A 22,184-nucleotide genomic window follows, 5' to 3' on the forward strand; every position below is an offset into this window, starting at 1 on the left:
TGCCTGCATGATGGCCGGATGAATGATCGTGAGGAATCGCGGGCCGCGCGGGTGCGCCGGGCGCTCCCGGCCGATCTGGCGCGGGTCGCCGAACTGGCCGCGGAGCACGCCGCGTACGAACGGGCGGCGCCGCCCGCGCCCGGACTCGCGGAGCGGCTGGCCGCGTTGCTCTTCGACACCCCTCAGCCGCGGCTGCGCTGCCTGGTCGCGGAGCTGTCCGACGGGGAGATCGTGGGCTACGCCACATGCGCGCCCGAACTCTCCACCTGGGAGGGGCGTGAGTACCTGCACATGGACTGCCTCTTCCTCCGCTCCGGCAACCGCGGCCTGGGCCTGGGCGCGCGGCTCGTGGAGGCGGTGGCGGCCGAGGCGCGTGAGCTGGGTCTCGCCGAGGTCCAGTGGCAGACGCCCACCTGGAACGAGGGCGCGGCCCGCTTCTACGACCGGCTCGGCGCCCGGGCCAGGGAGAAGCTGCGGTACAGCCTGGCGGTGCCGGACTGAGCGGGTGCGGGCGGGGTCAGCCGCCGAACCGCGGCCAGGCGCGCGGCGCCGTGGGGACGGTCGCCCAGAAGTCGCAGTGGTGGGCCGAGGTGAAGTCGGGCCGCGGCGCGATGGCGTCCGGGGCCAGGGAGAGCGGGCGGTAGGCCGCGGGGGAGAGAGGGCGCCAGGGCGGGGTCTCGAGGGAGCCGGAGGGGGCGCCAGAGGCGCCGGAGGTGGCGCTGGAGGGGTTGCCGGTGGTGGCGAAGCGGGCCCAGTAGGCGAGGACGGTGTCGGAGAGGCGGCGCTGGGCCGGGGCGTGCGGGGTGGGAGTGGTGCCGTCGGGGCGGGTGTAGTCGAAGAGGTAGGAGAGTTCGGCGCCGTGGTAGGCGCCGAGCGGGAAGTCGGGGGTGAGGGCGTAGAGGTTGGGCGAGGCGGGGTCGGCGAACTCGTAGGCGTGGGTGCGGGGCGCCGAGGCGGCGAACGACAGCGCCACCCTGCGGGTGGGGCAGGCGAAGAGGGCGTCGGTGAGGACCGCGCCGTAGGCCAGTCGGTGGTCGCCTCCATAGGCTGAGGCCGGGTAGCGGCGGGCGATGCCCGGGGCGTGGGTGCCGAAAGCGGCGGCGAGCGCGAGGGGGTAGGTGAGGGCGTTCAGCCTGGTGCCGCCGGCCTCCAGGTTGGCCGCGTAGACGGTTCCCTCCTCGCGGGTGGATCCGGTGAGCACCGGCACCTTCGTGTAGCGGCCGGCGGCGATGGCCCGTGCGGGGTGCTCGGGGAGGACCGGGGTGCCGGCGACCGGGTTCCAGGGCGCGACCCCGGAGGGTGGCCGGGTGGCCAGCAGCTTGGCGGCCGGAGTGGCGCGCAGGCACCCGACGACGTCGGCGCCCCTCGCCCCGGTGGCCTTCCCGCCGGCCGTCGTCCGCCGCGCGGAGAACGGCTTCTTCCTCGCCAAGGCCGTTCCCATGCCGCCGCAGCCCGCGCGGGCGGCGAAGTCACGGCCCGCCGCCTCGGCGGCGGGGGCGTCACGGAAGGCGGGGGCGAGCGCGCAGGGGGCGCTGTGCAGGGCGGCGCGGTGGACGAGGCCGCGGGCGCCCGGTGAGACGAGCTGGGCGCAGACGCTCAGCCCGCCGGCGGACTGTCCCGCGAGAGTGACCCGCTCCGGCGACCCGCCGAAGGCCGTCGCGTTGTCCCGCACCCAACGGAGCGCGGCCTGCTGGTCCAGCAGGCCGTAGTTGCCGGAGCCGGTGTTCGGCTCCTCCGCGGTCAGCTCGGGCAGGGCCAGCGAACCGAAGGGCCCCAGCCGGTAGTTCACCGTGACGACGATCAGGTCCCCGGTGCGGGCCAGCCGCGAGGCGTCGTACGGGGTGGCCGAGTGCGCGTCGAAGCCGCCGCCGTGGAACCACACCAGGACCGGTCGGCCCGCCCCGCCGGCGGGTGGCGTGAACACGTTCAGATACAAGCAGTCCTCGTGCGTGGTGCCCGGCTCGCCGAGCGCCTCGTCGGCCCGCTGCGCGCAGGCGGACCCGTACCGCGTGGCCTCCCGCTCCCCGTCCCAGGACGGCACCGGTCGCGGCGGCCGCCAGCGCGCCGCGCCCACCGGCGGCGCCGCGTAGGGCACGCCCAGGAACCTCCGCCCGGACTCGGTGACCGTGCCGCGCAGCACGCCGCTCCGGGTGGTCACGCGCGCCGGGTCCGCGGGCCCGGCGCCGGGGGTGGCGGACGCCGTGGCGGGCGCCACCGCGAGCAGCGACGCCACCAGGGACGCGAGGCCGAGCAGGGCGGTGAGCGCGGTGGGGTGCGCGGGGGTGCGCGGCGCGCGGCGAAGGGCCATACCTCCCGTCATTGCCGCGGCGTCAGCCGGGCATACCCGGGATCCCTCGAATGGGTGAGGTCAGGCGGGTTTGATGTTGTGGTTGAGCTGGAAGACGTTGTCCGGGTCGTACGTGGCCTTCACCGCGGCAAGCCGTCGGTAGTTCTCCGGGCCCAGCCCGGCCACCACGCGCTGCTCGCCCTCCCGGCCGATGAAGTTGAGATAGACGGCCCCGCTGGACCAGGGTTGGACGTCCGCCCGGGTCTGCCGGGCCCACTGCCTGCCGCGCTCGTCGTCGGCGGGGTCGGACCACAGCCCGAAGGGGTGCACCACCCAGGGCGCGGTACGCCAGGGGACGGGGTAGTCGGCGGGGCCGCGGGCCACCGCGCCGCCCTGCGGGAACAGCACGTGCTGGGAGGGGGACGGGCAGATCATGTCGGCCGCGCGGGCGCAGAACACCCCGGCGGCCTGGTCCGGGAGGGAGTCGAGGTGCTCCGCCGACCAGTAGTTGCGGTAGCCGGGCGGGTCGTCGAGCAGACACTGGAGGTCGGCGTACGGCAGCTCGGCGACCATCTCGGCGCGGTGGCCGAGGCCCAGCAGCGGCGCGGCCGCCTCGCGCGCCCGCGGTGCGTCGCCCGCGTACGTCACGAGGACGACGCAGACCAGGGTGTCGACCAGCTCGGGCGGGACGAACTCCTCGGGCGGGGCGGTGAGATAGATGAACCCGCCGCCGACCTCGTCGGGCGCGGACTCCAGGAAGTCGCGGTAGTCGCGCAGGACGTCCGGGCCGGCCTCGGGCGGCCACATCAACAGCATCAGGGTGACCAGGGGCAGCGGGTGCAGTCGCAGCGTGAAGGAGGTGGCGACCCCGAAGTTGCCGCCGCCGCCGTGCAGCGCCCAGAACAGCTCCGGGTGCTCGTCCTCGCTCGCCCGGACCGTGTCGCCCTCCGCCGTCACCAGGTCGACGGCGAGCAGGTTGTCGCAGGCGAGGCCGAACATCCGGTCCGCCCAGCCGGTTCCGCCGCCCAGCACGAAGCCGCCCACGCCGGTGGTGGAGACCCGGCCACCGGTCGTCGCCAGCCCGTACGGCTGCGTCGCGCGGTCCAGGTGGCTCATGGTGGCACCGCCGCCGACCCGCGCGGTGCGCCGGTCGGGGTCGACCGTCACCGCGTGCATACGGCGCAGATCGACCACCAGGCCGTCGTCGGCGAGCGCCATCCCCGCCACGCTGTGTCCGCCGCCGCGGACCGCGATCGGCAGTCCGTGCTCACGTCCGCAACGGATCGCCGCGGCCACGTCCTCGGCCGTCTCACACTGGGCGATCGCCGTCGGATGTCGGTCGATCATCGCGTTGAAGACCGTACGGGCCTCGTCGTACGGGGCGCCGTCGTCCGGCACGATCACCTCGCCGGTCATGCGAGTACGCAACGCCTCCAGGGCGGGGCCCGGAAGCCCACCCGGTGCCATGGGGGTTCGCCCCCTCCCGCCCCCTTCCCGGGGGCCTCTCGGGGCTGGTACGCGCCGCTCACGCGGGCCGATTCGCCCTCATGAGCGCCTATTTCGATCGTAGTCTGGGGACCGACCTCGGCAACTGGAGACCGGTATGGCCATCGACTACACCAAGCGGCCCCGGCGCACGGCGACCATCGACTACACCAAGCGCCCGCGCCCCGCCGCGCCCGGCTCCGCGACCGGCCTGGACGCGGCCGCCTCCGCGATCAGCCTGGAGAAGATACGGACGGCGGCGCCGGGCCTCGTCGACCTCTACGAGACGGCACGGATCTCGCTGGAGAAGTCCGGGCTCGACGGGCAGCGCGCCGCCGTCTACCTCGTCCTCGACCGCTCCGGCAGCATGCGCCGCCACTACCGGCAGGGCACGGTGCAGCACCTGGCCGAGCGGGTGCTCGGACTCTCGGCGCACCTGGACGACGACGGGACGGTCCCCGTGGTCTTCTTCTCCACCGACGTGGACGGTGTCGCGGACATCGGTCTGGACGACTACGCGGGCCGGATCGACGCGCTGCACACGGGCTACGGGCACATGGGCCAGACCAACTACCACCTGGCGATGCGGGCCGTCATCGACCACCACACCTCCCGCGGCGGGACCGCCCCCGCCCTGGTGGTCTTCCAGACCGACGGCGGACCCACCTCGCGCGCGGCCGCCGAGCGCGCGCTGTGCGTCGCCGCGCGGTTGCCGATCTTCTGGCAGTTCATCGGCTTCGGCGACCCGGACGGCAAGGAGTTCGCCTTTCTGCGCGGACTCGACGAGCTTCCCGTGCCCGCCCGCCGCCCCGTGGACAACGCGGGCTTCTTCCCCGCCGGGACTGACCCCCGCGCCCTGCCGGACACGGCCCTCTACGAGGCCCTGACAAGCGAGTTCCCCCACTGGCTGCGGGCCGCCCGCGCGGCGGGCGTGCTGCCGGACGCCCCCGCGCGGGCTGCTGATCGCTGAGGGGGTAACCCCTGCCCGTCCCCGGTCCGGAGCTGATCCCCGCTACGGCGTGGTCACGCCTCAGACGCTCAGCAGGTGCCCGTGCTCGTCAAGCAGGCCGCGCACTTCGGGCACGTCCCTGAAGGTGCTCAGTCGGCGCAATACGACGCGGCAGCGCTCTGCGGCCCGTTCGCTGCTGACGTCGCCGGACAGGGAGATCACGCGCTGGGCCTCCGCCGCCGCCTGCTCGGGCTCGTTGGCGTCGGCGAGGGCGATGGCAAGCCACGAGCGGTACAGGGCGAGTTCGCGCGTGTGCGTGGCGTCGTACTGCGTGAGCACATCCTCCAACAGCGGTACGGCGCGCAGAGGGCGGCGCAGTTCGGTGTAGACCCGCGCATCCATCACCCGCAGCTCTGCGCGGCTCACCCAGTACGCCCACAGCGGTGCCGGTTCCTGGTCCTCGGACAGGGCCTCATGGGCTTCGTCCAGGGCGCGCATCGCCGATTGCGCGTCGCCCGCGCGAGTGTGCGCCCATGCGATCCGGTCCAGGAACAGGGCCCGTGCTTTCCCGGGGGTCTCCGGTCCCGCGTCCGCGAGGGCTGCGCGAGCCAGCTCGACACCCTCCCGTAGCCGGCCCGTGTTGCTGAACTGGTAGGCCAGACTTCCGGCGAGATGGCCGGTCAGCGGGCGATCGCCCGCCTGCCGCGCCGCCGCGATGCCGATGCGGTACGCGCGCTCGGCCTGCTCGTGCCGACCGGCGTCGCTCGCGATCCACCCGGTGATTTGGGCCAGTTCGCCGATCTGTGCGAGCAGCGCGCGCCCGACTCCCTCCGCGTACGTGCTCTCGCGGTAGAGCCGTACCGCCGCGCCCAGATGCCGGAAGGCCGGCGCGATCAGGTCGCCACCGGCGAGCACGTCATCGGCGAGCCGTAACGCGTGCACCCGGTCCGCCAGCTGAGCCACCGCCTCGTGGCCGAGTCGTTGCCCCGTCCGCGCTGTCAGGGGAGCCAAGGGGTCGCCCTGCGGCAACAGGGCGGCCAGTGTGGTGTCCGGTCCTGGGGGAGCGATATCCGTTTCGCCGCGCGCATAGGCGGCGGCTCGGGCCAGTTCGCTCGGCGAGGTGTCCAGGGCCTGTGCCAGGAACGTCAGCCAGGCGTCGGGCACGCGCCCGCCGCGCTCCCAACGTGACACCTCGTTCCTCGTCACCGACTGCAGACCCGACAATGCGCACAACCGGTCCGCCAACTGACGTTGGCTTCTGCCCGTGGCTCGTCGGAGTCGCGTGAGGTAGGCGCCGAACTGCTGGCGTCGATCACCACTCATCCTGGCCCCCTCTCTCGCCTCAGTCTGGCCCCTCTCTGGCCTCCCAGATGGCCCCTCCCCGAGAACAACGGAGGTAATTCGATGAAGTCACCAGATGCGCGAGACATGGTCAACGCCACAAGGAGCGCCGATATGCCAGACCCTGCCGCCAAGGAACCCACGACACCCCTGCGCCTGTTGCCCTGGCCCGGTCCCAACGGCACGCCCTGCTATCTCGACTCCGACGGCAGTGGTCTGCTCACCAAGGTGGCGGACGAGATGGAGGCGGCGCAGTTGCGGATGGCGGGCGAGCTGCTCGGGCACGCGCGCGTCATGCTGGACGACCGCAAGGTCGACGCCGGGGAGCCGCGCTTCCTCGCCCGCCGGCTGACCGAGGCCCTCACCGACGTCCTGCGGGTCGCCGAGAGCCGGGGCGGGCGGCTGCCCGCCCCGGCGGGTGGGGGAGCGCCCCACGTCAGTCCCTGATCGGAACGTTCCGGGCGACGTCCGTCGAGCGCCGCGCGAAACGTCCGCCGAAGTCCCCCTCGACCTCCGCCTTCTCCGCCGCGTTCGGATACGGGTTGGTGCAGGAGGTCCCCGCCGTCGAGCCGGACATCAGGCTGGAGCAGGGGCCCGGCTTGCGGTCGGGGAGGCCGAGGATGTGGCCGAGCTCGTGGGAGGAGATGCGGATGGTGTCGTAGCCCTGGTCGACGGCCTGGCGGCCGATGTAGACGGTGCCTCGGCCGAGGCCGGCGGGGATGGCGCGGGGCCAGCCGTTGTCGGCGAGGACGCGGATGTCGGCGCGCTGGCCCGCCGTGGCCGGGCGCAGCTGGACGGCGGTGACGCTCTCGTTCCATATCGCCGCGCCCCGGTCCACCGCGGAGCGGAACTCCGCGGAGCCGCTGGCGTCGTACGTGGCGACCCGGGCGCTCGGTGTCGGCGTCGAGGCCGGGGCCGCCGCGGCCGTGGTCTGGGCGGCGACCAGCGTGGCCGCGCTCAGCACGGCGGCGGATAACGCGCGGAGGGTCTTGCCTGAGGACATGGGGGCCTCCTGAGTGGGGGGTGTGCGGGCGTGGGCATGACAAGTGCCCGCCCCTGCTCACTGCCCCGCTCGACCCCCGCTCAACCGGGCCTCAGCCGTCCTGTGGCAGCGGCTTGCCCATGCAGCGGCTGTCCTCGTACTCCCGGTAGAAGCCGAACTTCGGCACCGGCGCATAGCCGCTCGACGCGTACAGGGCGATCGCCTCCGGCTGCTTGATGCCGGTCTCCAGGACCATCCGGGCCCGCCCGGCCTCCCGGGCGTTCTCCTCCAGGACGGCCAGGATGCGCCGCGCCAGCCCCTGCCCGCGGGCCCCGCGCACCACGAACATCCGCTTGAGCTCGGCGTCGCCGTCCGAGAACCCCTCGTCGTTCCGGTCCTGCGAGCGCCAGCCGCCGGAGGCGACGGGCCGGTCCCGCTCGTCGTACGCGATCAGGAAGAGACCCCGCGGCGGCGCGAAGTCCGCCGGGTCCAGCGCGGTCAGATCGCCCTCGCCGTAGCGCTCGGCGTACTCCTGCTGCACCTGGTCGCTCAGCTTGACGGCGTCGGGGTGGTCGAAGCGTATAGGCCGGATGTCCATTCCGCGGATCGTACGGCGGGGGCCGGTGCGAACGCGAGTACGTATCGGATGTCGGTATCGTGCCGGAATGCTCACCGTGACGTCCGTGAATGTGAATGGCCTGCGCGCCGCCGCCAAGAAGGGCTTCCTGCCCTGGCTGGCCGCGACCTCCGCCGATGTGGTCTGCCTCCAGGAGGTGCGGGCCGAGCCGGGCCAGCTGACGGACGAGGTGCGGCAGCCCGAGGGCTGGCACACCGTGCACGCGCCGGCCGCCGCCAAGGGGCGGGCCGGGGTCGCCGTCTACTCCCGACGGGAGCCGGACGCCGTACGGGTCGGCTTCGGGTCCGCCGAGTTCGACGGCGGCGGGCGCTACGTCGAGGTCGACCTGCCCGGCGTGACCGTGGCCAGCCTCTATCTGCCCTCGGGCGAGGTGGGCACCCCCCGGCAGGACGAGAAGGAGCGGTTCATGGCCGAGTTCCTGCCCTACCTCAAGGGGCTGCGCGAGCGGGCCGCCGCCGGCGGTCGCGAGGTGCTGGTCTGCGGCGACTGGAACATCGCCCACCGCGAGGCCGACCTGAAGAACTGGCGGGCCAACCGGAAGAGCGCCGGCTTCCTGCCCGAGGAGCGGGAGTGGCTCGGCCGGGTCTTCGACGAGGCCGCCTACGTGGACGTGGTGCGCGCCCTGCACCCGGACACCGAGGGCCCGTACTCCTGGTGGTCCTACCGTGGCCGCGCCTTCGACAACGACAGCGGCTGGCGCATCGACTACCACGTGGCGACCGAGGGGCTGGCCGGGCGCGCCCTGAAGGCCGTCGTGGAGCGCGCCGCCAGCCACGAGCTGCGCTGGTCGGACCACGCCCCGGTGACGGTCTCGTACGGCTCGGCGCGCTGAGCGCTTCGCCGGACGTCCGGTAAGCCGTCCGCGGGTGCGTCGTGGCCGGTCGCGCGGTTCCCCGCGCCCCTTCGGGCACTGCCGGGGCCGGTCTCGCCGCGCGGTGGAGCCGCTCACGGCACGGCCGCGCGCCCACACGGCGGAGCCGCACACGTCACGGCCCCGCGCCCCTTCAGCGCGCCGCCGACGACTCGCCCGGTTCGCCCGGGTCGCCTGCCTCAGGTCGGTGCTCCGCGACCCACGCGTCCAGCTCCGCTCGGATCCGGCGGTCCATGGCCATCGACATCTCGGCGTCGACCACGGCCTTGGCGGTGGGGCGCAGCCGCTCGACCGTCTCGGTGATCCGTGTCACCTCCGCGGCGGTGGGCGTGGCGCCGTCCGCGGTGTGGGCGATCACATCGGCCAGGACATGGGTGGTGATCAGACGGGTGAAGGTCTCGGCTATGGCGTCGACGTGGACGCGCAGCTCCCGGCCGGCGGCCAGCACGGCGGCCAGCGGGATACCGCTGCCGACCAGGGCCGTGGAGGCGTCCAGGAGCCGGCGGCTGACATGGACGATCTCGTCGCCGTCCACCGCGAGATAGCCCACGTCCAGGGCGGCGGCCAGGTTCTCCGGGGTGACCTCGCCCGCGAAGCGGTCGGCGAGCTCCTCGGGGGTCAGCCGGACGGCCTGCTCCTCGGACCACGGGACGGTGATGGCCGCGCCCGCCAGTCCCAGCAGCTCGGCGACGTCCCGGCCGCTCTCGAAGGCGGTCAACAGCTCCGCGATGCCGCCCAGGGTGTGGCCGCGCTCCAGTAGCGCGCCGATGGTCCGCAGCCGGGCCAGGTGGTGCTCGTTGTACCAGGCGATCCGACCCTCCCGGCGCGGCGGTGGGATCAGCTTGCGCTCCCGGTAGAAACGCAGCGTACGGACGGTGATGCCGGCCGCCTCGGCCAGCTCGTCCATCCGGTACTCACGCCCGCTCGCGCGCTGGGGATCGCTGTTCGCCACGGCGCCAGCCTATGCAGCCGGAGGTCGCGAAGGGCGGCCAGGTGGTGTCGGGGCGGCCGAGACCGGCGGTAACTCGACCGGTCAACCCACTACCGCTGGGTAGCTCCCTGCTCTACGCTCCGATCGTGCCAGTGATCGCTGGCACGATTAGGGTTTCGCTCGAATGACTCGGGAGGAGCGGCGGCATGGGCGAGCTGACGCCGGCACACGCGGACGAGCTGACGCCGGGACACGTACGGGTGGCGGTGATCGGGTCCGGCTTCGGCGGCCTGGGCGCGGCGGTGCGACTGCGCCGCGAGGGCATCACCGACTTCGTCGTGCTGGAGCGGGCCGGGTCGGTCGGCGGCACCTGGCGGGACAACACCTACCCGGGCTGCGCCTGTGACGTGCCCTCCCACCTGTACTCCTTCTCCTTCGCCCCGAACCCCGGCTGGCCGCGCAACTTCTCCGGCCAGCCGCACATCCGGGCCTATCTCGAGCGGGTCGCCGACACCTTCGGGCTGCGGCCTCACCTGCGCTTCCACACCGAGGTGCGCGCGCTGCGCTGGGACACCGAGGCGCTGCGCTGGGAGGTGGGGACGAGCCGCGGCACGCTCACCGCCGACATGGTCGTCTCCGCCGCCGGGCCGCTCTCCGACCCCAGGATCCCGGACATCCCGGGCCTGGACACCTTCCCCGGCGCGGTCTTCCACTCCGCCCGCTGGGACCACGAGGTCGACCTGCGCGGCAAGCGGGTCGCGATGGTGGGCACCGGAGCCTCGGCCATCCAGATCGTGCCGGCCATCCAGCCGGAGGTGGCACGGCTGGCGCTCTTCCAGCGCACCCCGGCCTGGGTGCTGCCGCGCGCCGACCGCCGCATCAGCGAGGTCGAGCAGTGGCTGCACGCCAAGGTGCCGGTCACCGGCACGCTCCGCCGCGGGCTGCTGTGGGGCATGCGCGAACTCCAGGTCAGCGCCTTCACCAAGCGGCCGCGCCAACTGGGCTTCGTCGAGCGCCTCGCCCAGCGCAACATGGCCCGGTCCATCAAGGACCCCGAGCTGCGCGCCAGGCTCACCCCGTCCTACCGGATCGGCTGCAAGCGCATCCTGCTCTCCAACGACTACTACCCGGCGCTGTCCCGGCCCAATGTGCGGCTGATCGCCTCCGGCCTCGCCGAGGTGCGGGGCTCGACGCTGGTGGCCGCCGACGGCACCACCACCGAGGCCGACGCGCTCATCTTCGGCACCGGATTCCGGATCACCGACATGCCGCTCGCCGAGCGCGTCACCGGCGCTCGCGGCACCACGCTCGCCGAGGAGTGGCGGGACACGGGCATGCGGGCGCTGCGCGGCGGCTCGATCGCCGGCTTCCCCAACTTCATGATGATCATCGGCCCCAACACCGGGCTCGGGAACAGCTCGATGATCCTCATGATCGAGGCGCAGCTGAACTACCTCGCCGACTACATGCGGCAGTTGGACCGACTCGGCGGCGGCCCGCGTGGCAGGGCGGCGCTGGACGCGCGCGAGTCGGCGGTGGACGCCTGGGCGGCCGGCCTCCAGCGGCGCATGGGCCGCACGGTGTGGAACACCGGCGGCTGCACCAGCTGGTACCTCGACGCCGAGGGCCGCAACACGACGGTCTGGCCCGGCACCACGGGCGAGTTCAGGAGGGTGACGCGACGGGTGGACCTGGCGGAGTACGAGGTGCTGCGCGGCCGGGACGGGGCCCCGTCCCGCACGGAGACGGTCCCGGCCACCCGGCACGCCACCGCCGGGGACGGCGGCGGGGCCGGGGGCGGGGACGGTACGGACGCCCCTCGTACGGACGCGGATCGCGCCGTTGCCGGCCGTGCGGATGCGGGTCGTGCGGGTGCGGGTGGTGCGGACGCCGGTCGGGCCGTTCCCGGTGATGCCGATGCCGGCCATACGGATGCCGGTCGTGCGGACGCAGCCCGTACGGATGCCGGTCGTGTCGATGCCGGCCGCGCGGACGCGGGTGATGTCGATGCCGGCCGTGAGGACGCCGGTGACGCCGATGCCGGTGGTACGGACGCCGGTCGTGCCGGCGCCGCGGAGGTGGCCGCGTGAGCCCCCTCCGTCCGCGCCGTACGCCGCATATGCGCTCCGGGCCGTTCGCACCTCCGGTCCCCGCCCGCGAGCTCACCGTCACCTCGGCCGACGGCGCCCGGCTGCACGTCGAGGTGCACGGGCCCGAGGGCGCCCCCGCGGTGGTGCTGGTCCACGGCTGGACGTGCTCCACCGCCTTCTGGGCGCGGGTCATCCGCGAGCTGGCCGTCGACCACCGGGTGATCACCTACGACCTGCGCGGGCACGGCGGTAGCCCCGTCGCCCGGCCCGGCGGCTGCTCCACCGACGCTCTCGCCGACGACCTGGAGGCGGTGCTGGAGGCCACCCTGGACTCCGCCGCCGGCCAACGCGCGGTGCTCGCCGGCCACTCCATGGGCGGCATGACCCTGATGGCCGCCTCCGCCCGTCCGCACTTCCGCGCGCACGCCGCGGCCGTGCTGCTGTGCAGCACCGGCAGCTCCCGGCTGCCCGCGCGGTCGCACGTGGTGCCGCTGCGGGCCGGCCGGCTCCGTACGGCGCTGCACCGCGCGATCCTCACCTCCCGCGCCCCGGCCAGCCCGCTGGCGCCGCTGGGCCGCCGGGTGCTGCGCTACATCACCCTGGGACGCGACGCCTCCGCGGAGATGGTGGAGGCATGCGCCCGCATCGTGGCCGGCTGCCCGCGCGGGGTGCGCGCCGACTGGGGGCGGGTGCTGGCCGAGCTGGACCTGGACCGCGGGGTGACACGGGTGGCGGTGCCGACGGCGATCGTGCACGGCGCCGCCGACCGGCTCACCCCCGTGCGCCACGCGTACGCCCTGGCCGCGCTGCTCCCGCACTGCGTGGGCGTCACCGAGCTGCCGGGGGTCGGCCACATGACGCCGGTGGAGGACGGGGCGACGGTCGCCGACCGGATTCGCGACCTCGTCCTGCACCACCTCACGCCCCGCGTCGGCGGCACGGCTGACGGCGCGTCGGACGACCTCCGCCCCCATCGGCATGACGAGACGGACGAGACGAAGGAGCCCACGGCATGAGCGGCGGCAAGGGACCTCTGGAGGGGCGGGTCGCGGTGGTGACCGGCGCGGCGCGCGGCGTCGGCGAGCTGCTGGCCCGCAAGCTGTCCGCGCGGGGCGCCACGGTGGCCCTCGTCGGCCTGGAGCCGGACGAGTTGAAGAAGGTGGCCGACCGGCTGCACACCGCGTGCGGCCACTGGCACGCCGACGTCACCGACCACGAGGCGATGACCCGCGTGGCGGCCGAGGTGCGGGAGCGCTTCGGACGGGTGGACGTCGTCGTCGCCAACGCCGGAGTCGCCGTCGCCGGACCCTTCCTGGACTCCGACGAGGCCGCCTGGCGGCGGGTGGTCGAGGTCAACCTGCTGGGCAGCGCCACCACCGCGCGCGCCTTCCTGCCCGCGCTGCTGGAGAGCCGCGGCTACCTCCTCCAGATCGCCTCGCTGGCCGCGCTCGCGCCCACCCCGATGATGACGGCGTACTGCGCCTCCAAGGCGGGCGTCGAGGCGTTCGCGCACAGCCTGCGCGCCGAGGTCGGCCACCGTGGCGTACGGGTCGGCGTCGGCTATCTGAGCTGGACGGACACCGACATGGTGCGCGGCGCCGACCAGGACCCGGTGATGCGCGAGCTGCGCGCCCGGCTGCCGTGGCCGGTCAACCGCACCTACCCGCTGGGGCCGGCCGTCGACCGGCTCGTCGCCGGCATCGAGCGCCGGTCCGCGCAGGTGTACGCGCAGTGGTGGCTGCGCGGGATGCAGCCGCTCCGTGGCGGGCTGCCGGTCCTGACGGGCATCGGCGGGCGGCGCGAGATGCGGCGCTTCGGACCGCGGCTGGGCGAGGTGCGCGGCGGGCTGGTCGGCGCGGGTGGCGCGGCGGACGAGCGGACCCGCCGGCAGCGGACGGCCGTCCCGCGCGCGGGACGGCCTCGCGACGAGATCACGGAGGCGGAGCGCACCGGCGACGCGGCCGCGCCGGCCGCCGATGCGTGACCGTGCGTGACTGATCGAAATGCGCCGTATGTACCGGCATGTCAGGCTGATCGAGGCCCAACCCCCAGCCACCGAGGAGTGACTTCGATGGGCATGCAGGACGACATAAGCCGCAAGGCGCAGCAGGGCAAGGAAAAGCTGCAGCAGACCTCCCAGGAGGCGCAGCAGCGCGGCCAGGAGGCCGGAGACAAGCTGCGCGAGAAGGCACAGCAGGCCAAGCAGAAGGGCCAGCAGCGCAAGGGCAAGAACATGTCCGAGGAGAAGGACATGCGCGGCCAGGGCCAGCGCGGCCAGCAGCCACAGCAGCAGAGCCTGGACGACCTGGACGAGCCGCTGTAACGGCGGCCGACTGAGGCGCACCCCCAGGTGCACCTACCTACCTGTGCTGCTCAGGGGCGCATCCCGGTGACGGGGTGCGCCCCTGGTCGCTGCCTGCCCGCCGGCACCGGATCTGCCCGACGGCGTCGCCGGTCTGCCCGCGGGCCCACCCGGATGGCCCGATGGCGCCGCTAACCGCCCGCCCGCGGCGGCAGTTTCGGACGGCGCCGGTCCGGGACGTTCGAGTAGTCCGGGGGCTCGGCGGAGCCGTGGCGGTCCAGCAGGTCCAGGGCGACGCGGACGGCGTCGTCGAGCTGCTTGTGGCGGCCCTCGGCCCAGTCCAGCGGGGTGCGTTCCACCTCGATGTCGGGCTCGACGCCGTGGTTCTCCACATCCCAGCCGTACGCCTCGAACCAGGCCGCGTTCATCGGCACGGTGATCGCCGTCCCGTCGATCAGTCGGTGGCGGCCGGTCATGCCGACGACGCCGCCCCAGGTGCGCAGGCCGACGACGGGGCCGATGCCGAGCAGCCGGAAGGCCGCGGTGATCATGTCGCCGTCGGACGAGGTCATCTCGTCGGCGACGGCGACGATCGGGCCGCGCGGGGCGTTGCTGGTGTACGAGACCGGCCGGGCGTCGCGGGTGAGGTCCCAGCCCATGATGGTGCGGGTGAGCTTCTCCACCACCAGTTCGCTGATGTTGCCGCCGGCGTTGCCGCGGACGTCGACGATCAGCGTGGGCAGCGACATCTCGCGGCGCAGATCGCGGTTGAACTGCGCCCAGCCGGAGCCGCCCATGTCGGGGATGTGGAGGTAGCCGCACTTGCCGCCGCTCAACTCCCGCACCACCGCGCGGCGCTTGGCGACCCAGTGCTGGTAGCGCAGCGGCCGGTCGTCGATCAGCGGCATGATGGCCACCCGGCGCGGCGGACCGGCGCCGTCGGACGAGGCGAAGGTGAGCTCCACGGTGGTGCCGCCGGCGGCGGCCAGCAGCGGGAAGGGGCCGGTGACCGGGTCCACCGGCCGCCCGTCGACATGGGTGAGGACGGCCCCCTCGCGTATGCCGGAGCCGGCCAGCGGGGAGCGGGCGCGGGAGTCGGAGGACTCGCCGGGCAGGATCCGACCCAGCGTCCAGGCGCCCTCCTTGGTGCGGACGAAGTTGACGCCGAGCAGCCCGATGGGGCGCTGGTAGTGGCGTGGGCCCTCGTTGCGCCGGGCCGGGACGACATAGGCGTGCGAGGTGCCCAGCTCGCCCAGGACCTCGCGCAGCAGGTCGGCGAACTCGTCGGGGGAGGCGACCCGTTCGACCAGCGGGCGGTACTGCTCCAGCACCCCGTCCCAGTCGACGCCGGACATCCCCGGGTCCCAGAAGTACGAGCGGACGATGCGGCCAGCCTCCGTGTACGCCTGGCGCCACTCGGCCGCGGGGTCGACCTCGTGCTGGATGCGCCGCATGTCGATGTAGACGGTGGAGTCGCTGTCGCCGGACTCGGTGGCCGGTACCGCGCGCAGCTCGCCCTCGTCGTTGAGCACCATCCGGGAGCCGTCGCCGCTGACGACGAACCAGTCCAGGCTGCTGCTGAGTTCGGCGCGCTTGGCCTTGGCGAGGTCGAAGTGTTCCAGGGTGGGGCGGCCGGAGGTGTCGGTGGGGTTGGCGAAGGTCTCGCCGAGCGCGCCGGAGATCGGCCAGCGCAGCCAGACCAGCCCGCCGCCGGCCACCGGGCACAGCGCCGAGTACTTCGAGGCGGCCACCGGGAAGACGGTCACCCGGCTCGCCAGCCCCTCCACCTCGACCATCACATGCCCGTCGCCCTCGGGCACGGCCTCGTCCGGATCCAGTCCGCCGGCCGCCGGCCGACCCTCGGGGGAGAGGGCGAAGGGGGAGGGGGTGGCCGAGGACAGCGGCACCAGATAGGGGCGGCAGCCCAGCGGGAACGACAGGTCGCCGGTGTGCACGTCGTAGACGGGGTCGAAGCCGCGCCAGGAGAGGAACGCCAGATAGCGGCCGTCGCGGGTGAACACCGGGTTCTCGTCCTCGAAGCGCCCGTCGGTGACGTCCACGACGGTGCGGTCCTGCAGCCTGGCGATCTTGATCTGGCGCAGGGTGCGGCCGATGCCGGGGTGGGACCAGGCGAGCCAGTCGGAGTCGGGGGAGAAGGCGAGGTCCCGCACCGGGCCGTTGGCGGAGCGGATCAGCTCGCTGACCTCGTCCCCAGCTGTGGCCGCCGTCGTCGCCGTCGTCACCGTCGCCGTCGTCGCCTCGGACTCGCCTTCGGTGCCGCCCTCCTCGGCCGTGGCCGCGGTCACGCCCTCGCCGCCGACCGCGTCGGCCAGGGTGATCAGCAGCAGTCGGCCGTCGTGCGCGGCCACCGCCAGCCGCCTGCCGTCCGGGGAGGCGACCAGCTCGTGCACCCGGCCCAGCCGCCCCACGGCCAGCCGGCGCGGCCGCCCCGGCCCGGCGGCGCGCGGCAGCTGGCCGATCTCGATGGCGTCCTCGCCCTCGGCGTCGGTGACGTAGGCGACCTGTCCGCCGGCCGCCAGCATCTCCGGCATCCGCACCCGCACCCCCGGGGTGTCCACCAGCGACCGCGCGGGCCCGTCCCGGTGGGTCAGCCAGTACAGGCTGCCGCGCACGCACACCGCGCTCGCCCGGCCGGTGGTGTCCACCGTCAGCGAGTCGACATGCGCGGCGGCCGGCACCTGATAGCGGCGCCGCCCCGCGCGCGGCCCGCCCAGCCGCACCTCCAGCCGGCGTGGCCGGGCCCGCGGCGTCAGGTCCTCCACCAGCCACAGGTCGCCGGCGCACTGGTAGATCACCCGCGAGCCGTCGGTGGCGGCGTGCCGGGCGTAGAAGTCCTCGTGGTCGGTGTGGCGGCGCAGGTCGGTGCCGTCGGGAAGGCAGGAGTAGAGGTTGCCCACGCCCTCGTGGTCGGAGAGGAAGGCGATCCGGTCGCCGACGAACATCGGCGCGTCCAGGTGTCCGTACAGGTCCGGCAGGAGCCGGGCGCCGTGCAGCCACATGCGCCCCATCGCGCCGCCGCGGTAGCGCTTCCAGGAGGCCGGCTCGTGCGGCGGCTTGCCGGTGAGCAGCAGCGTCCGGTGCTCGCCCGCGACGTCCGCGACCGCGATGTCGGAGACCGGTCCCCAGGGCAGCCGGCCGCCGGGGCCGCCGTCGGTGGGCACCTTGTAGGCCCAGGAGAAGTACGGGAAGGGCTGGCCGTGCGAGCTGACGGCGAGGATGTGCGAGACCCCGTTCTCCGGCGGCGTCCACCCGCACACCCGCGTGTCGGTGCTGCCCCAGTACGAGAGCCGCCGCGCCGATCCGCCCTCCGTCGGGACCAGATGGATCTCCGGGTCGAGGCTGCGCCAGGTGGTGAAGGCGATCTGGCTCCCGTCCGGGGAGAAGCGGGGGTGGCCGACCCGGGTCCGGTCCACCGTCAGCCGCCAGGCCCGGCCGGCCGGCTCCCCGGGGCCCGCCAGCGGCGCCAGCCACAGGTCGTCCTCGGTCGCGAAGCACATCAGATCGCCGTGGAGGTGCGGATAGCGCAGGTACGCCCCGTCGCCCGCGTCCGTCCCCCGGGCCCCCGGCGCGCCGCCGCCCGGTCCACCGGGCACGGATGCGGACGGTGTCGCTTCGAGCGGGCCGGAGGCCCCGCGTGCGTCGCTCACACCACCATGCTTTCGGGCCGTGGCAACGACGGCAACTCGGTTCTGTGACCGACGACACCGGCGTACGAGCACATAATCGCGCGCGGCGGTAGACGGTATGACGTACACTTTAAGCGTACGAAACCGTTTCGTTCGGATGTCTTGATCCGAGGCTGGAGCCAGGGGGTGCGCGCCATGCCGACCGTGCAGGGGGCCAAGCCCCGTACACGCCGCAGCCGGCTCACCCCTGAGCGGGAGAGCGAGCTGTACGAGGCGGTGGTCGAGCTCCTCCGGGAGGTCGGTTACGCCGCCTTGACGATGGACGCCATCGCCGCGCGTACGCGCTCCAGCAAGGCAACACTCTATCGACAGTGGGAAAGCAAGCCGCAGTTGGTGGCCACCGCACTGCGGCACACCAAGCCGGTTCCGCTGGAGAACATCGACACCGGGTCGCTCCGCGGCGACCTGCGTGAGGTGGTGATCTGCGGGAGTGACAGGACTGAGCAGGACGCGGCCCTCATGCGGGGTCTCGCCCATGCCACCCATGAGAATCCGGACCTGAGTCAGGCGCTGCGGGAGCTGTTGATCGCCCCCGAAGTCGCCGCCCTTGACGCGCTGTTGAAGCGCGCCGTCGACCGCGGTGAGATCGCCGCGGACGCGCCCGCCCTCGGTTATGTGCCGCACATGCTGTGCGGCGCGTTCGTCGCACGTCCCTTGATCGACGACCGGACGGCGGACGCCGACTATCTGCTCACCTATATCGACGCCGTGATCCTCCCCGCTCTCGGCGCCTGAGCCTCTCCCCAGTGGCACCCCGACAACCGCACACCGACAACCGCACACCCACGCCACCTGGCGCGCCGCTCTCGTCGCCGGGCTGGTTCTCCGCAACCTGCTATTTGTCTATACGACGGGAGCGTCTCTCCTCGTGGCCACCTTCCTCTATAAACTCGGCCGTTTCGCATTCAGAAGGCGACGATTCGTCGCCTTGATCTGGGTGGCACTACTGGTGGTCGCGGGAGTCGGCGCCGGTACCGCCAGCCCGCCCGGCAACGACGACTTCTCCGTGCCCGGCACCGAGGCCCAGAAGGCCTTCGACCTCCTGGAAGAGCGCTTCCCCGACATCAGTGCCGAGGGCGCCACCGCGCGCGTGGTCTTCCGCGCGCCGGACGGCCAGAAGATGACGGACAAGGCCAACAAGGCCAAGGTCGACGAGGTCATCAAGGACCTGACCAAGGGCTCCGACGAGATCGCCTCGGTCGCCGACCCGTTCAAGAGCAACGCCGTCAGCAAGGACGGCTCCACGGCGTACATCCTGACCACCTACAAGGTCAACGCCATGGAGATGGACAAGGACTCCAAGGAGGCGCTGAAGGACGCGGGCGAGAAGGCCCGCGAGAGCGGCCTCCAGGTGGAGATCGGCGGTGACGCGCTGGAGGAGATGCCCGAGCAGGGCTCCACGGAGATCATCGGCATCGCCATCTCCGCGGTCGTGCTCGCCATCACCTTCGGCTCGCTGCTCGCGGCCGGCATGCCGCTGCTGACCGCCATCATGGGCGTCGGCATCGGCATCTCCTCGATCACCGCGCTGGCCTCGACGCTGGGGCTGTCCAGCACCACCTCGACGCTGGCGATGATGATCGGCCTCGCGGTCGGCATCGACTACGCGCTGTTCATCGTCTCCCGCTACCGCGCCGAGCTGGCCGAGGGTCGGGAAGGCGAGGAGGCGGCCGGTCGGGCCGTGGGCACCGCGGGCTCCGCGGTGGTCTTCGCCGGTCTGACCGTCGTCATCGCCCTGGCGGGCCTGGCCGTGGTCAACATCCCGGTGCTGTCCAAGATGGGCTTCGCCGCCGCGGGCACGGTCGCCATCGCGGTCCTGATCGCCATCAGCCTCATCCCCGCGCTGCTGGGCTTCGCCGGCAAGCGCATCTGGGGTCGCAAGGCCCGTCGGCGCAAGGAGGAGACCGGCTCCTACGCCAGCTCCGACAAGCCGAACGCGGGCACCCGCTGGGCGCGCCTCATCCTGCGTCGCCCGATCGCCATCCTGGCGCTGGGCGTCATCGGCCTCGGCGCCGCCGCCATCCCGGCGGGAAGCCTGGAGCTCGGCCTGCCGGACGACGGCTACCAGCCCACCAGCTCCACCAAGCGCAAGGCGTACGACCTGGTCTCCGAGGGCTTCGGCCCCGGTCTCAACGGCCCGCTGATGGTCGCCATCGACGTCAAGGACGCCAAGGACCGCGAGGGGTCGGTCAAGAAGGCCGCCAAGGCCATCTCCGGGCTCAAGGGCGCGGCCATGGTCTCCCCGGTCGGCCCGCAGTCGTACAACAAGGCCGGCGACGCGGCGATGCTCACGGTCATCTCCAAGTACAAGCCGAGCAGCCACGACACCGAGGAGCTCGTCGCGGACATCCGCGACGAGGCGGACAGGATCCAGGCCGACACCGGCGCCGAGGTCCTGGTCACCGGCACCACCGCGATGAACATCGACATCTCCAAGAAGCTGCAGGACGCGCTGCTGCCGTATCTGGCGCTCGTCGTCGGCCTGGCCTTCCTGCTGCTGATGGCGGTCTTCCGCTCGGTGCTGGTCCCGCTGAAGGCGGCCCTGGGCTTCCTGCTCTCGGTGGTCGCGGCGCTCGGCGCGGTGGTCGCGGTCTTCCAGTGGGGCTGGGGCGCGAGCCTCTTCGCCGTCGAGGAGACCGGCCCGATCATGAGCATGATGCCGATCTTCATGATCGGTGTGGTGTTCGGTCTGGCGATGGACTACGAGGTCTTCCTGGTCACCCGGATGCGCGAGGCGTTCGTCCACGGGGAGAGCCCGTCCGACGCGATCGTCACCGGCTTCCGGCACGGCGCCCGCGTGGTCACCGCCGCCGCGATCATCATGATCGCCGTCTTCGCCGGCTTCATCGGCTCCCCCGAGTCGATGGTCAAGATGATCGGCTTCGGCCTGGCCATCGCGGTCCTCTTCGACGCCTTCATCGTCCGTATGACCATCGTCCCGGCCGTCATGGCCCTGCTCGGCAAGTCCGCCTGGTGGCTGCCGAAGTGGCTGGACAAGGTCCTGCCCAACGTCGACGTCGAGGGTGAGCAGCTCCAGAAGCAGCTCTCCACCGAGTCCCCCGCCGCCGGTCAGCGGCAGGGCGACGCGGACGCGGAGCTGACCCGCGTCTGACCCCGTTCGGCCACCGGCCGACAGGACAGATCGCCGCGGCGGTCCTCGCTCATCGAGCGGGGGCCGCCGCGGCCGTTTCACGCGGGGTTCACGATGCGGGCGCGCGCCGCGCGGCCGGCGGTGGGGCGTGACGGTCGGGCCCGCCAACATCAACAGGGGCCGACGGAGCCGCCCGCCGGCCGGGCGTCAGGCGGTGACGACCGCGCGGACCGCCCGGACGAGGGCCTGGGCTCGGGGGTCGGCGGTGACGCCGCGCCGCATGCCGTTGGTGACATAGCCGAAGCCGACCCCGGTGGCGGGGTCGGCGAAGGCGAGGGAGCCGCCGCGCCCGGGGTGGCCGAAGGAGCCGGGGCCCAGCAGCGGGGAGGCCGGGCCGTGCAGCATGTAGCCGAGGCCGAAGCGGGTGCCGACGACGAGGACCCGGTCGGGGCCGGTCGACTCCTCGGTGCGGGCCAGGGTGACGGTGGCGGGGGCGAAGAGCCGGCGACCGAAGGGGACCGGCCCGATCAGCGCCGCGTAGAAGCGGGCCAGCGCGTCGGCGGTGGCCACGCCGCCGGAGGCGGCCAGCTCGGCCGCGCGGTAGGCGGCGTCGTTCTCGTCGGGGGCCGGGGCGATGGCGCCGAAGGCGCGCCGGGTCAGCGACTCCGGGTCCTGGTACGCCTCCGCGACCGACCGCTTGGGGCGCAGCCGCGGCTCACCGGCGGTGGCCGGGGCGGCCGGCGGCTCCACGCCGGCTATCCGGCCCACCCGCCCGCGCTCGGACTCCGGCAGCCCTATCCACAGCCCCAGGCCGAGCGGCCGGGCGATCTCCTCGGCCACCCAGCGGCCCAGGGTGCGCCCGGTGACCCGGCGCACCAGCTCGCCCAGCAGCCAGCTGTAGGTCTGGGCGTGGTAGCCGTGGTCGGTGCCCGGCTCCCAGGCGGGCGCCTGCGCGGCGACCGCCCGGGGCCCGGAGACGCCGTCGACGGCCTCGTCGGGGGTCAGCGGGGTGTCCAGGGCCGGCACCCCGGCCCGGTGCGAGAGCAGGTGCCGGACCAGCACCCGCTCCTTGCCGTTGGCCTTGAACTCGGGCCAGTACGAGCCGACGCGGGCGTCCAGGTCCAGTTGGCCGCGCTGGTGCAGCAGCAGCGGCACGGCCGCGGCCACGCCCTTGGTGACGGAACGGACCACCTGCGCGGTCTCCCGCGTCCACGGCGCGGGCTCCACGGCGTCCCCGGCCTCGCCGTCCCCGCCGCCGGTGTCGACCCCGCCGTCGGCGTTCGGCGCCACGGAGTCCGCGTCCCTGACGCCGCCCCACAGATCGACGACCTTGCGCCCCTCCACGTAGAGCGCGAAGGCCGCGCCCCGCTCACCCCGCCGCGCGAAGTTCTCGGCAAAGGCGTCCCGAACCGGTTCGAAGCCGTCCGCCACCGTGCCCTGGACGTCCACCACTGATGCGTACTCCTGCCCTGCCTGACGTACCTGCTGTGCCTGACGTGTGTGCTGCCATG

The 22,184-nt window shown here is 73.6% G+C and carries 18 protein-coding genes; 10 read left to right on the forward strand and 8 right to left on the reverse strand.

Going from position 1 to position 22,184, the window contains the following annotated elements:
- Window positions 1–18 precede the first annotated feature (18 nt).
- Window positions 19–501 (forward strand): GNAT family N-acetyltransferase, encoded by a 483-nt coding sequence (locus tag CD790_RS01890; protein ID WP_144381186.1) that lies wholly within the window; start codon window positions 19–21, stop codon window positions 499–501.
- Between the two features lie 16 nt (window positions 502–517).
- Here CD790_RS01890 and CD790_RS01895 read toward each other — a convergent pair whose 3' ends face one another.
- Together CD790_RS01895 and CD790_RS01900 are read right to left on the reverse strand one after the other, a co-directional pair.
- Window positions 518–2,308, reverse strand: coding sequence for a carboxylesterase/lipase family protein (locus CD790_RS01895; RefSeq protein ID WP_186318832.1), 1,791 nt, complete (start codon window positions 2,306–2,308; stop codon window positions 518–520).
- Window positions 2,309–2,368: 60 nt separating this feature from the next.
- On the reverse strand, window positions 2,369–3,754 hold the full coding sequence (locus CD790_RS01900) for an FAD-binding oxidoreductase (RefSeq protein WP_144381188.1): 1,386 nt from the start codon (window positions 3,752–3,754) through the stop codon (window positions 2,369–2,371).
- Between the two features lie 136 nt (window positions 3,755–3,890).
- On the opposite strand from CD790_RS01900, the gene CD790_RS01905 reads away from it, so the two are divergent.
- Window positions 3,891–4,742, forward strand: a complete 852-nt coding sequence (locus tag CD790_RS01905) for a VWA domain-containing protein (protein WP_144381189.1) — start codon at window positions 3,891–3,893, stop codon at window positions 4,740–4,742.
- Between the two features lie 60 nt (window positions 4,743–4,802).
- Here CD790_RS01905 and CD790_RS01910 read toward each other — a convergent pair whose 3' ends face one another.
- Window positions 4,803–6,044, reverse strand: coding sequence for a helix-turn-helix transcriptional regulator (locus tag CD790_RS01910; RefSeq protein WP_144381190.1), 1,242 nt, complete (start codon window positions 6,042–6,044; stop codon window positions 4,803–4,805).
- A 132-nt stretch (window positions 6,045–6,176) separates the two neighbouring features.
- Here CD790_RS01910 and CD790_RS01915 point away from each other — a divergent pair, with 132 nt between their 5' ends.
- Window positions 6,177–6,509, forward strand: coding sequence for a hypothetical protein (locus tag CD790_RS01915; protein WP_144381191.1), 333 nt, complete (start codon window positions 6,177–6,179; stop codon window positions 6,507–6,509).
- Here CD790_RS01915 and CD790_RS01920 read toward each other — a convergent pair.
- Together CD790_RS01920 and CD790_RS01925 are read right to left on the reverse strand one after the other, a co-directional pair.
- The gene (locus CD790_RS01920; protein WP_144381192.1) at window positions 6,499–7,065 is read right to left on the reverse strand and encodes a snapalysin family zinc-dependent metalloprotease; all 567 of its coding nucleotides are present in this window, start codon (window positions 7,063–7,065) and stop codon (window positions 6,499–6,501) included. The genes CD790_RS01915 and CD790_RS01920 overlap by 11 nt on opposite strands.
- Before the next feature lie 91 nt (window positions 7,066–7,156).
- On the reverse strand, window positions 7,157–7,642 hold the full coding sequence (locus CD790_RS01925) for a GNAT family N-acetyltransferase (protein WP_144381193.1): 486 nt from the start codon (window positions 7,640–7,642) through the stop codon (window positions 7,157–7,159).
- A gap of 67 nt (window positions 7,643–7,709) precedes the next feature.
- On the opposite strand from CD790_RS01925, the gene CD790_RS01930 reads away from it, so the two are divergent.
- Window positions 7,710–8,513 carry an exodeoxyribonuclease III gene (locus CD790_RS01930; protein WP_186318833.1) on the forward strand — a complete coding sequence of 268 codons (804 nt, stop codon included), beginning with the start codon at window positions 7,710–7,712 and terminating at the stop codon, window positions 8,511–8,513.
- 172 nt (window positions 8,514–8,685) lie between these two features.
- Here the strand turns inward: CD790_RS01930 and CD790_RS01935 are convergent, their stop codons facing one another.
- A complete protein-coding gene (locus CD790_RS01935; RefSeq protein WP_144381852.1) occupies window positions 8,686–9,459 on the reverse strand; it encodes a MerR family transcriptional regulator in 774 nt (257 codons plus the stop codon).
- Window positions 9,460–9,689: 230 nt separating this feature from the next.
- Between CD790_RS01935 and CD790_RS01940 the strand changes: the two genes are divergently transcribed.
- The 4 genes from CD790_RS01940 to CD790_RS01955 all read left to right on the forward strand — a co-directional run bounded on the left by CD790_RS01940 (window position 9,690) and on the right by CD790_RS01955 (window position 13,896).
- Window positions 9,690–11,573, forward strand: a complete 1,884-nt coding sequence (locus tag CD790_RS01940; protein WP_260867275.1) for an NAD(P)/FAD-dependent oxidoreductase — start codon at window positions 9,690–9,692, stop codon at window positions 11,571–11,573.
- 29 nt (window positions 11,574–11,602) lie between these two features.
- The gene (locus tag CD790_RS01945; protein WP_144381853.1) at window positions 11,603–12,589 is read left to right on the forward strand and encodes an alpha/beta fold hydrolase; all 987 of its coding nucleotides are present in this window, start codon (window positions 11,603–11,605) and stop codon (window positions 12,587–12,589) included.
- Window positions 12,586–13,557, forward strand: coding sequence for an SDR family oxidoreductase (locus tag CD790_RS01950; protein ID WP_144381195.1), 972 nt, complete (start codon window positions 12,586–12,588; stop codon window positions 13,555–13,557). Before CD790_RS01945 ends, CD790_RS01950 begins: the two co-directional genes overlap by 4 nt.
- A gap of 93 nt (window positions 13,558–13,650) precedes the next feature.
- The gene (locus tag CD790_RS01955) at window positions 13,651–13,896 is read left to right on the forward strand and encodes a hypothetical protein (RefSeq protein WP_260867276.1); all 246 of its coding nucleotides are present in this window, start codon (window positions 13,651–13,653) and stop codon (window positions 13,894–13,896) included.
- 170 nt (window positions 13,897–14,066) lie between these two features.
- On the opposite strand, the gene CD790_RS01960 is transcribed toward CD790_RS01955, so the two are convergent.
- Window positions 14,067–17,393 (reverse strand): S41 family peptidase, encoded by a 3,327-nt coding sequence (locus CD790_RS01960; protein ID WP_144381855.1) that lies wholly within the window; start codon window positions 17,391–17,393, stop codon window positions 14,067–14,069.
- Window positions 17,394–17,717: 324 nt separating this feature from the next.
- Here CD790_RS01960 and CD790_RS01965 point away from each other — a divergent pair, with 324 nt between their 5' ends.
- Both CD790_RS01965 and CD790_RS01970 read left to right on the forward strand, forming a co-directional pair.
- A complete protein-coding gene (locus tag CD790_RS01965) occupies window positions 17,718–18,317 on the forward strand; it encodes a TetR/AcrR family transcriptional regulator (protein ID WP_144381196.1) in 600 nt (199 codons plus the stop codon).
- A gap of 133 nt (window positions 18,318–18,450) precedes the next feature.
- The gene (locus CD790_RS01970) at window positions 18,451–20,694 is read left to right on the forward strand and encodes an MMPL family transporter (protein ID WP_144381197.1); all 2,244 of its coding nucleotides are present in this window, start codon (window positions 18,451–18,453) and stop codon (window positions 20,692–20,694) included.
- 186 nt (window positions 20,695–20,880) lie between these two features.
- On the opposite strand, the gene CD790_RS01975 is transcribed toward CD790_RS01970, so the two are convergent.
- Window positions 20,881–22,125 (reverse strand): serine hydrolase domain-containing protein, encoded by a 1,245-nt coding sequence (locus CD790_RS01975; protein ID WP_144381198.1) that lies wholly within the window; start codon window positions 22,123–22,125, stop codon window positions 20,881–20,883.
- Window positions 22,126–22,184: the final 59 nt, after the last annotated feature.

The organism is Streptomyces sp. SAJ15 (genome assembly GCF_007595705.1).
Classification (GTDB): domain Bacteria; phylum Actinomycetota; class Actinomycetes; order Streptomycetales; family Streptomycetaceae; genus Streptomyces.

Coding starts and splice junctions, on each gene's coding strand:
- CD790_RS01930 (WP_186318833.1), top strand. CDS start 7,710: ATGCTCACCGTGACGTCCGTGAATGTGAATGGCCTGCGCGCCGCCGCC.
- CD790_RS01900 (WP_144381188.1), bottom strand. CDS start 3,754: ATGGCACCGGGTGGGCTTCCGGGCCCCGCCCTGGAGGCGTTGCGTACT.
- CD790_RS01895 (WP_186318832.1), bottom strand. CDS start 2,308: ATGGCCCTTCGCCGCGCGCCGCGCACCCCCGCGCACCCCACCGCGCTC.
- CD790_RS01920 (WP_144381192.1), bottom strand. CDS start 7,065: ATGTCCTCAGGCAAGACCCTCCGCGCGTTATCCGCCGCCGTGCTGAGC.
- CD790_RS01945 (WP_144381853.1), top strand. CDS start 11,603: ATGCGCTCCGGGCCGTTCGCACCTCCGGTCCCCGCCCGCGAGCTCACC.
- CD790_RS01905 (WP_144381189.1), top strand. CDS start 3,891: ATGGCCATCGACTACACCAAGCGGCCCCGGCGCACGGCGACCATCGAC.
- CD790_RS01955 (WP_260867276.1), top strand. CDS start 13,651: ATGCAGGACGACATAAGCCGCAAGGCGCAGCAGGGCAAGGAAAAGCTG.
- CD790_RS01890 (WP_144381186.1), top strand. CDS start 19: ATGAATGATCGTGAGGAATCGCGGGCCGCGCGGGTGCGCCGGGCGCTC.
- CD790_RS01940 (WP_260867275.1), top strand. CDS start 9,690: ATGGGCGAGCTGACGCCGGCACACGCGGACGAGCTGACGCCGGGACAC.
- CD790_RS01950 (WP_144381195.1), top strand. CDS start 12,586: ATGAGCGGCGGCAAGGGACCTCTGGAGGGGCGGGTCGCGGTGGTGACC.
- CD790_RS01915 (WP_144381191.1), top strand. CDS start 6,177: ATGCCAGACCCTGCCGCCAAGGAACCCACGACACCCCTGCGCCTGTTG.
- CD790_RS01925 (WP_144381193.1), bottom strand. CDS start 7,642: ATGGACATCCGGCCTATACGCTTCGACCACCCCGACGCCGTCAAGCTG.
- CD790_RS01910 (WP_144381190.1), bottom strand. CDS start 6,044: ATGAGTGGTGATCGACGCCAGCAGTTCGGCGCCTACCTCACGCGACTC.
- CD790_RS01935 (WP_144381852.1), bottom strand. CDS start 9,459: ATGGACGAGCTGGCCGAGGCGGCCGGCATCACCGTCCGTACGCTGCGT.
- CD790_RS01965 (WP_144381196.1), top strand. CDS start 17,718: ATGCCGACCGTGCAGGGGGCCAAGCCCCGTACACGCCGCAGCCGGCTC.
- CD790_RS01960 (WP_144381855.1), bottom strand. CDS start 17,393: ATGTGCTTCGCGACCGAGGACGACCTGTGGCTGGCGCCGCTGGCGGGC.